Here is a 7,821-nt window from a genome sequence, read left to right as displayed (position 1 = left end):
GCAGCTGCCGATACGCAGCCACGGACTGCGGCTGGCGCAGCGCATCATCACGCATTGCGGTAACATCCCAGATATCGTCATCATTGGGAATGACGTTGTAATCCCCGGCCAGCACCACCGGCAGGCCGGTTTCGAGTAGGCCGGCGGCATGCAGTCGCAGCCGCTCCATCCAGGCCAGCTTGTAATCGAACTTTGGCCCCGGCTGCGGGTTGCCGTTGGGCAGATAGATCGAGGCCACCCGCACGCCCATGACATCGGCTTCGAGATAGCGGGATTGTTCGTCCGTCTCATCACCAGGCAAGCCGCGCTGCACTTCGGTGGCGGGTTCGCGGGACAGGATGGCGACGCCGTTGAAACCTTTCTGGCCGTGGACAAGGCAATGGTAGCCGGCCTCGCGCAGCGTCTCGACGGGGAAATTCTCCGTCATCGTCTTGATTTCCTGCAGGCAGGCGATGTCGGGCTTGGCCTGTTCCAGCCATTCCAGCAGGCGCGGCAGGCGGGCGTTGGTGCCGTTGATATTGAAGGTCGCGATGAGCATGACTGAGGCTTACGCCCTCACGTCGCCAGCTTCAACAGCGCCGCTACGGTATCGGCCTCTGCCGCCGGCTTGTCGGTGCGGATGCGCGAAATGCGCGGAAAGCGCATGGCGAGGCCGGATTTGTGGCGGGTGGAGGCATGGATGCTATCGAACGCCACTTCCAGCACCAGGGCCTTTTCAACCTCTCGCACCGGGCCGAATTTCTGCATCGTGTGCCCGCGCACGAACTTGTCCAGCATCGCCAGTTCGGCATCGGTGAAGCCGCTATAGGCCTTGCCGACCGGCAGCAACTGCCCATCCGGCGTCCAGCAGCCGAAGGTGAAATCGCTGTACAAGCTCGATCTTCTGCCATGGCCGCGCTGGGCATACATCAGCACGCAATCGGCAGTGAGCGCGCTGCGTTTCCACTTGAACCATTGGCCTTGCCTGCGCCCAGCCACATAGGGTGCATCGCGGCGTTTCAGCATCAAGCCTTCGATGGCGGCATCGCGCGCGGCATCGCGCAACAGCGCCAGTTCGTCCCAACTGGCGGCCTCTACCAACGGCGACAGTTCGAAACGGGCGGGGTCGAGGCCGGGCAACACGGTCTCCAACCGGGCGCGGCGGGTGTGCCAGGGCAAGGCGCGCAGATCCTCACCGGCATGGGACAGCAGATCATAGACCCGGATGAAGGCCGGGCGCTCGGCCAGCAGTTTCGCGTTGGGCGCCTTGCGACCGAGGCGTTGCTGCAAGGCATTGAAACTGCCTGAGGCGGCCACGCTGTCTGCCTGCCCTTCGCCGCGCACCAGCAATTCGCCATCCAGCGCCAGCGTCTGATCGAGTTGCACATCGGGGAAACTGGCCGAAATATCGTCACCGGTGCGGCTGAACAGGCGGGTCTGGCCACCGGCATGAACGATCTGGACACGGATGCCATCCCATTTCCATTCGGCGACATGTTCGGCCAGATCGAGCGTCACCCCCTCCTCCAGCGGACTGGCCAGCATGAACGGGCGGAAGACCGGCACGTTGCCGGCGGTGGGCGGCGGTGCGGCGCCGGTGGCCCATTGGAACAGCGGCGTGAACGGCGGTGTCAGGCCATGCCAAATCTCCTCCACCGCCTCCACATCCAGGCCGAAACCCTGCGCCAACCCGGTCTTGGCCAACCGCGCCGAGACGCCGACGCGCAATGCGCCGGTGGCGAGTTTGATGAGGGCATAACGGCCCTGCACATCCAGCCGATCGAGCAGCGCCGCGACCGCCGCCGGTGCTTGCCCGCGCGACAGACCGGAAAGCTGGGCGACCACTTCGTCGAGCGTGGGTGCTGGTGGCTTTTCGCCCGGCGGATCAGGCCAAAGCAACGAAATCGTTTCCGCCATGTCGCCAACGAAATCATGGCTGAGGGCAAACAGCGTTGCGTCCACCCGTTCGACCATCAGCGCCTTCAACATGCTGGGCTGCACCGCCTTCAGATCGATCGTCCCGGTGAGCGCCGCCAGCGCCCAGCCACGATCGGGATCGGGCGTCGCCGCGAGATAATCCGCGATCAACCGCAACTTGGCGGTGCGGCTGCGCGTGTAGAGCAGCGCGTCGAGCAGGCGGGCAAAGGCTTCCATCGGCAATCAGCCCATTAGCATGCGCGCCGCAGTTGCGCTAAGGCGCTCCGGTCATGAGAATGCGCGATCTTGAAAAGGCCAGCGGTGTCGGGCGGGAAACCATCCGATTCTACATCCGCGAAGGCCTGTTGCCGGAACCGGACAAGACCAGCCCGAACAGCGCGCGTTATTCTGATGTGCACGTCGCCCGGCTGAAGGCGATCAAGCGCCTGCAGGAAGAACGCTTCCTGCCGCTGGCGGTGATCCGCACCCTGCTGGAAGCCGAAGACGGCGACCGCTGGCTGCTGCCCGATGTGTTTCCCACGCTGGATGCCCTGCTCGCCCAGCGCCTCGAAGGTGGCGGCCCGGCGCGGGTGGTCTTTGACGATCTCGATCTGCCGCCGCACAGCCGCGAACATCTCGATGATCTGATGATCCCGCTGGCCGAAGACGGCACCGTCACCGCCCGCGACGCCGCCATATTGCGCACCGTGCAGCGGCTCGACGATATCGGTTTCACACCGGAACTGGGGTTTGATGGCGGCCAGATGCGCCTGTACAATGTGCTGATCGACTGGCTGACGGCGCAGGAAGTCCGCCACTTTCTGGAGCACACGGCTGGCCATGTCGGCGAGGCCAAGGCCTTGGACATGGCCGAACAGGGCATTTCGGTGATCAACGAGTTGCTGGGCCAGTTGCGCACGCGGGCGCTGCTGCGGAAACTCGCCGAACGACGGACCATCGCCAACCCGGGCGTCAATGACAACAGGTGAAGGACAGGCCTTGCGCAAGATTTCATGGATGATCGCGGCGGCGCTGCTGGCCGGCACGGCGCTGCGCGCACAGCCGGTTGAATCCCCCGCCACCAGCCAGGTGCGCATCCTGGCCACCGGCGGCACCATTGCCGGCAAGGGCAACGCAGCGGGCACCAGCTATCGTTCCGGCGCCGTTTCCGTTGACGATCTGATTGCCGCGCTGCCGGGGGTGGACAAGATTGCCCGGGTGTCGGGCGAGCAGATCGCCAACGTGCCGAGCAGCGACATGAACGAAGCCATCTGGCGCAAGCTTCATGCCCGTGCGCTGGCGGCTTTTGGGGATCCTGATGTGGCCGGCGTTGTTATCACCCATGGCACCGACACGCTGGAAGAAACCGCCTTTCTGCTCAGCATGATCCTGCCGCCGACCAAGCCCGTCGTGGTGGTTGGCGCAATGCGGCCCAGCACCGCGGTTTCGGCAGACGGGCCGCAGAACATGCTGGATGCGATCCGCGTCGTGACATCGCCCGCGTCCGCCGGGCGCGGCGTGATGGTGGTGATGAACGACACGATCTTCGATCCGCGTTCCGTCACCAAATTTGACGTGAACCGCGTCGAGGCTTTCACCGCGCCCAGCCGCGGCCCGATTGGCCATGTGCTGAACCTTGCCCCGCGCTTTTTCGGGCCGCCCCAGCCACAGCCCGACATTCTGGCCCTGGGCGAGGCCAAGCTGCCGCGCATTGCGGTCGTTTATGCCTATGCCGGCCAGACAGAAGACGACGTGCGTGACATCGTCCGCGATGCCGACGGCGTGATCGTGGCCGGGGTTGGTACCGGCGGCTTTTCCAGCGGTGCCCGCAAGGCGCTGCGGGCGCTTGTGGAACAAGGCATTCCGGTGGTGGCCACGCCGCGCCAGGGGCACGGCGACATAAGGCGAGCTGAACCGACGCCGTCTGCAAGGTCGGATGATGATGATGACCGGGTGCGGACGATCGGTGGCCGCGAACTCAACCCGGCCAAGGCGCGCATCTTGTTGATGCTGGCGCTGCAGAAGCCGCGGACGTTCGCCGAACTGCAGGCGATTTTCGACCGGGCCGGCACGACGAACTAAAAACCGGCGGACACGATCAGTGTTGGGCCGCTGCCCGGCGCCGCATTGCCGCCCACGCGCTGTCGCCAGTCCGCCTCAATGCGGATGCCCTTCACGCTGGCGCTGATCGAGGGGCCAACATCCACCCGCCACACATCCGGCGTGCCGGTCTGCACGCTGGCCCAAGTGGCGGCGTTCAGTGTTGCCGCGCCAAAACGCAGGATGCGGGCCCGGGCCTGGCCGCCGGCATAGAGCTGCCCGGTATCGAGTGCGCCGGCCTCGCCATAGACTTCGAGGCGCTGCAACCGCCCACCGGCAGCCAGCCGCGCTGTGAACGCGCCTTGCGTGGCCGCCCCAAGCGGGATCAACCGTTCCACCGAAAATGACACGCCTGGCAGCAGGGTCTGGCGCAGCCCAACCGCCAGTTGCGCCGTCTCGCTGCGCACGCCATTCGGATCGGCAGCGACATTAGCCCGTGCCATCAACGCCAGCGGCCGGCGCGCGTAAGGATCAAGCAGGAAGGCGATACTGCCCCCTACCTGTCCGCCGCCCAGCACGGGAGAGGCGGTGGCACCGGGCGAGCCACTGCCCGGCTGATTGGGCTGCGGCCCGCCATCGCGCAGCAGGGCAAAGCCGCCCAGCTGCCAGCGCCGGCCCAGCGCGGCGCGGCGCGGCGCGATCAGCCCGCCATTGGCGGTTGCCCGGCTGCAAGGCCAGTGCCGCATCGAACAGCGCGGCGGCGCGGCGGCGCTGGCCAGTGCGCAGCCGATCATAGGCAGCGTTTGCCAGGGTGAAAGCCGGATCGGATGGCGGCACGCTGGCAGGCGGAACGGCGGGTGGTGCTGATGACGGAATTGCCGGTGGCAGTTGCGTGGGCTGCGGTGGCAGGTTGGGCACCGGCAGCGATTGTCTGGCTACGGGGGGGAGCAGCGCGGGCAGCACCAGCAAGGGCGGCGGCGCCGGCCGGTGCAATGGTGCCATGACAGGGCCATCCGGCAGTTTTGCCATGATCGGGGCGGGCGTTCGGTGCGGCTGCGGCCGGATTGGACCCGTCGCCAACCGGGCCAGTGCCTGCACGTCCTGCTGCATGACCGGCAACCGTACCGCGATCCACAACAGCAGCAACAACCCCAGCCCGGCGAAGGCCCGCAACGGCTGGCCGGTCAGGCTCCTGCCATTCCTGGCAGTGATCATGATGTCGTGCCCGGGAAGCGGTGGATCGTCTTGTCCCACGCCAGGCGGCGGCCGGAACGCAGCGCCTGGGCGTAACGCGACAGCGCGCGCAGCGCGGCCATGGCGTTGATAAAATTGCCGACCAGCGCGCGTGGCGGCGTCAATATCGCTTGGCTCAGATCATGCACGCGCAAGGTGAACAGCGCCCGCACCAGCAGCCGCCAGCACAGCAGGGTCCAGTTCAGCCACAGCAGCGCCCGCGTGACATCGCCGGCGACCGACGGCAACCGCGCCGCCGCCGGCAACGCCAGCCGCAACAGCCCATCCACGCCCAGCAGCAGGGCGATCAGATACGCCAGCAGCGTGAGCAGTGCCATCAACGGCGCCTTGCGATCGCGCAGCAGCATCCAGCGGTTGACCAACCCGCCGCGCCACCCAAGCCGATCCCAGCCGGCCAACGCGATGCCGGTGAGCCAGCGCGATTTCTGGCGCACGGCAGCTTCGAAGCTTGCCGGAAAATGTTCGCGCGTGGCCACGGCCTGGCCATCATCATGCACCCAGACCAGGCCGCTGCGGCCACCCAGTGCATGGACATGCTGGCCCAGTTCATAATCCTCGGTCAGGCTGGCCGCATCAAAGGGGGCGCCGTCGCGGGCATCGGCAATGCGGCCCAACATGGCCCGATCAATGGCCACCCCCACGCCGGCCGCCGGTACCGCCGCGCCCAACCATTGCCGCACCAGCAGATCCTTGGCATGCGCCTCCGCAAATTCATCGATATAATGACCCGAAATCAACGGGCTGGTAGCATCGGGCAGCGGCAGCACCGGCAACTGCACCATGGCAAATTGCGGCAGATGGCCGGCAAATACCGCCAGTTCGCTTGCGTGCACCACATCTTCGGCATCATGCAGCACGATGGCCGCGAAGGGCTGGCCGCTGGCCGCCTCCTCCGCCAGTGCCGCCCGCCACAGGCTGTTCAGGCAATCGGCCTTGGTGGTGGGGCCGGGCGTGTCGCCAATCGCCACATGAAGTCTCGGATCGGCCAGCGCGGCCACAGCCGCCTGACCCTTGGGATCATTGGGATAAAGGCCAACAAACACGGCATAATCCGGCCAGTTCAGCGTGGCGAACAGGCGCTGCAGCATGGCACCGATCACCGCCGATTCGTCCCAGGCCGGGATCAGAATGGCAAAACGCGCTGGCGGCGGCGCTGGCGGGAGCGATTGCGGCTGCCGCCGATGGCGCGGCATCACCAGCCACAGCACATCGATGGCCAGATCATCCAGGCCGTTGATGGCGACCAGCAAAGCCACCAGCAACAAGGCTTCGGCCAGCGCGACATGCCACAGGGCCAGCAGATCAGGCAGCATCATGGCCGGTGGTTCGTGAAAGGGTGGATGCCCCGGCCTTCACCAGAAACTGCGCACGGGGAGGGCCGTTTGCAGGTGGATTCAGCAGGCCGGGGCATCCTCGGCAGGAAAGCGACAGACGCAGGGTCAAAACGCCTGTTCATTCTCCCGGCCGATGGCGGGCGGCGCCAGCACCGGCTGGGCAATCGCCCAAGCCGCGCGCAGTCGCTGCAAAGTGGTCTCATCAATATGGATCCGCAGCGCGGCGATGGCATTCACGCCCTCACCGTGCGGCAACCCCAATGGTTCAGCATCCCAACCGATGGACAGCAGACTCGGCAACCACGGCAGATGTGTAACCATGATATAAAATTCGATCGCGTTGGCAAGTGCATGTTCTAACAGAGCAATTGCCAATTGTCGCCGCACCTGCAGCGCTTCAGCGCGTGTCAGGCCCGGCGCTGTGACCAGACGCGTGATCTCCCACACGTCGCGGCCCACCGGCACACCATTGGCACACAGATGCGCGAACTTGTCGCCCAGCAGATGCGCGCCGGTTGAGGGCAGCAGACGCACCGATCCCAGGTGCCGACCCGTTTCGGGCTGATGAACGATCAGGTAGAGCGTGTCGTCGCCATCATATTCGTCCAACTCGTGCAGACCGTCAGGCGATTGCAGATCCCAGCCCAGCCGGTCCATCAGCACGATCTTGCGATCCTTCAGCATGGCGGAACGCAGGGCGGAATGAACCCGCCCTCGGCTCGACAAGGCCGCCGCCTCACCATGCGCGTCGCGCCACAGGCCGGGAATGGCCTGGATATCGTGGCTGGTGCCTGTCGTGGCTGTGCCGAACATCGCCTGCTCCCTGCTGGGGTTCGCAAGGCTTGTGGCAATGGTTGACGCGGGCGCGCCATATCCCTGACAAGGGGCAATGACTTCAAGCAGCGAACACCAGTATCTTTCCCTGATGGACCGTGTTTGGCGAACGGGGGTCATGCGCGGCGACCGCACCGGCACAGGCACCCGCGCTCTCTTTGGTGAGACGCTGAAGTTCGATCTTTCGGACGGCACGGTGCCGCTGCTCACCACCAAGCGCGTGTTCTGGAAATCGGCCATCAAGGAACTGATCTGGTTCCTGAACGGCGAATCGAACATTCGCCCGCTGGTGGAACAGGGCGTGCATATCTGGACGGACTGGCCGCTCGATGCCTATCGCAAGGCCACCGGCGAACAGATCAGCCGCGATGATTTCGAAGCCCGCATCATTTCAGACGATGCGTTTGCCGCGAAATGGGGCGATCTTGGCCCGGTCTATGGCGTGCAGTGGCGGCGCTGGCCG

At 65.7% G+C, this 7,821-nt stretch carries 8 protein-coding genes; 3 read left to right on the top strand and 5 right to left on the bottom strand.

Annotation, left to right across the window (positions count from 1 at the left end; genetic code table 11):
* Both RT662_RS04855 and RT662_RS04850 read right to left on the bottom strand, forming a co-directional pair.
* Window positions 1–538 (bottom strand): exodeoxyribonuclease III (locus RT662_RS04855; RefSeq protein ID WP_313669582.1); only part of this gene is annotated, 538 nt, incomplete at its 3' end.
* Window positions 539–555: 17 nt separating this feature from the next.
* Window positions 556–2,133, bottom strand: a complete 1,578-nt coding sequence (locus RT662_RS04850) for a cisplatin damage response ATP-dependent DNA ligase (protein ID WP_313669581.1) — start codon at window positions 2,131–2,133, stop codon at window positions 556–558.
* A gap of 59 nt (window positions 2,134–2,192) precedes the next feature.
* On the opposite strand from RT662_RS04850, the gene RT662_RS04845 reads away from it, so the two are divergent.
* Both RT662_RS04845 and RT662_RS04840 read left to right on the top strand, forming a co-directional pair.
* Window positions 2,193–2,885, top strand: coding sequence for a MerR family transcriptional regulator (locus tag RT662_RS04845; protein WP_313669580.1), 693 nt, complete (start codon window positions 2,193–2,195; stop codon window positions 2,883–2,885).
* Window positions 2,886–2,895: 10 nt separating this feature from the next.
* Window positions 2,896–3,978 carry an asparaginase gene (locus RT662_RS04840; RefSeq protein WP_313669579.1) on the top strand — a complete coding sequence of 361 codons (1,083 nt, stop codon included), beginning with the start codon at window positions 2,896–2,898 and terminating at the stop codon, window positions 3,976–3,978.
* Here RT662_RS04840 and RT662_RS04835 read toward each other — a convergent pair.
* The 3 genes from RT662_RS04835 to RT662_RS04825 form a co-directional block, all read right to left on the bottom strand.
* Window positions 3,975–4,730 (bottom strand): hypothetical protein, encoded by a 756-nt coding sequence (locus RT662_RS04835; RefSeq protein ID WP_313669578.1) that lies wholly within the window; start codon window positions 4,728–4,730, stop codon window positions 3,975–3,977. The genes RT662_RS04840 and RT662_RS04835 overlap by 4 nt on opposite strands.
* Window positions 4,731–5,147: 417 nt before the next feature.
* On the bottom strand, window positions 5,148–6,506 hold the full coding sequence (locus tag RT662_RS04830; RefSeq protein WP_313669577.1) for a glycosyl transferase family protein: 1,359 nt from the start codon (window positions 6,504–6,506) through the stop codon (window positions 5,148–5,150).
* Window positions 6,507–6,629: 123 nt separating this feature from the next.
* Window positions 6,630–7,478, bottom strand: a complete 849-nt coding sequence (locus RT662_RS04825; RefSeq protein ID WP_313669576.1) for an acyl-homoserine-lactone synthase — start codon at window positions 7,476–7,478, stop codon at window positions 6,630–6,632.
* Here RT662_RS04825 and thyA point away from each other — a divergent pair.
* A partial coding sequence (gene thyA / locus RT662_RS04820; protein WP_313669575.1) for a thymidylate synthase occupies window positions 7,414–7,821 on the top strand: 408 nt, incomplete at its 3' end. The two genes, RT662_RS04825 and thyA, sit on opposite strands and share 65 nt — an antisense overlap.

It is taken from the genome of Sandarakinorhabdus sp., from assembly GCF_032115815.1.
Lineage (GTDB): Bacteria > Pseudomonadota > Alphaproteobacteria > Sphingomonadales > Sphingomonadaceae > Sandarakinorhabdus.
The sequence above is the reverse complement of the archived record's forward strand: the minus strand, read 5'-3'. Positions and strand labels throughout refer to the sequence as shown.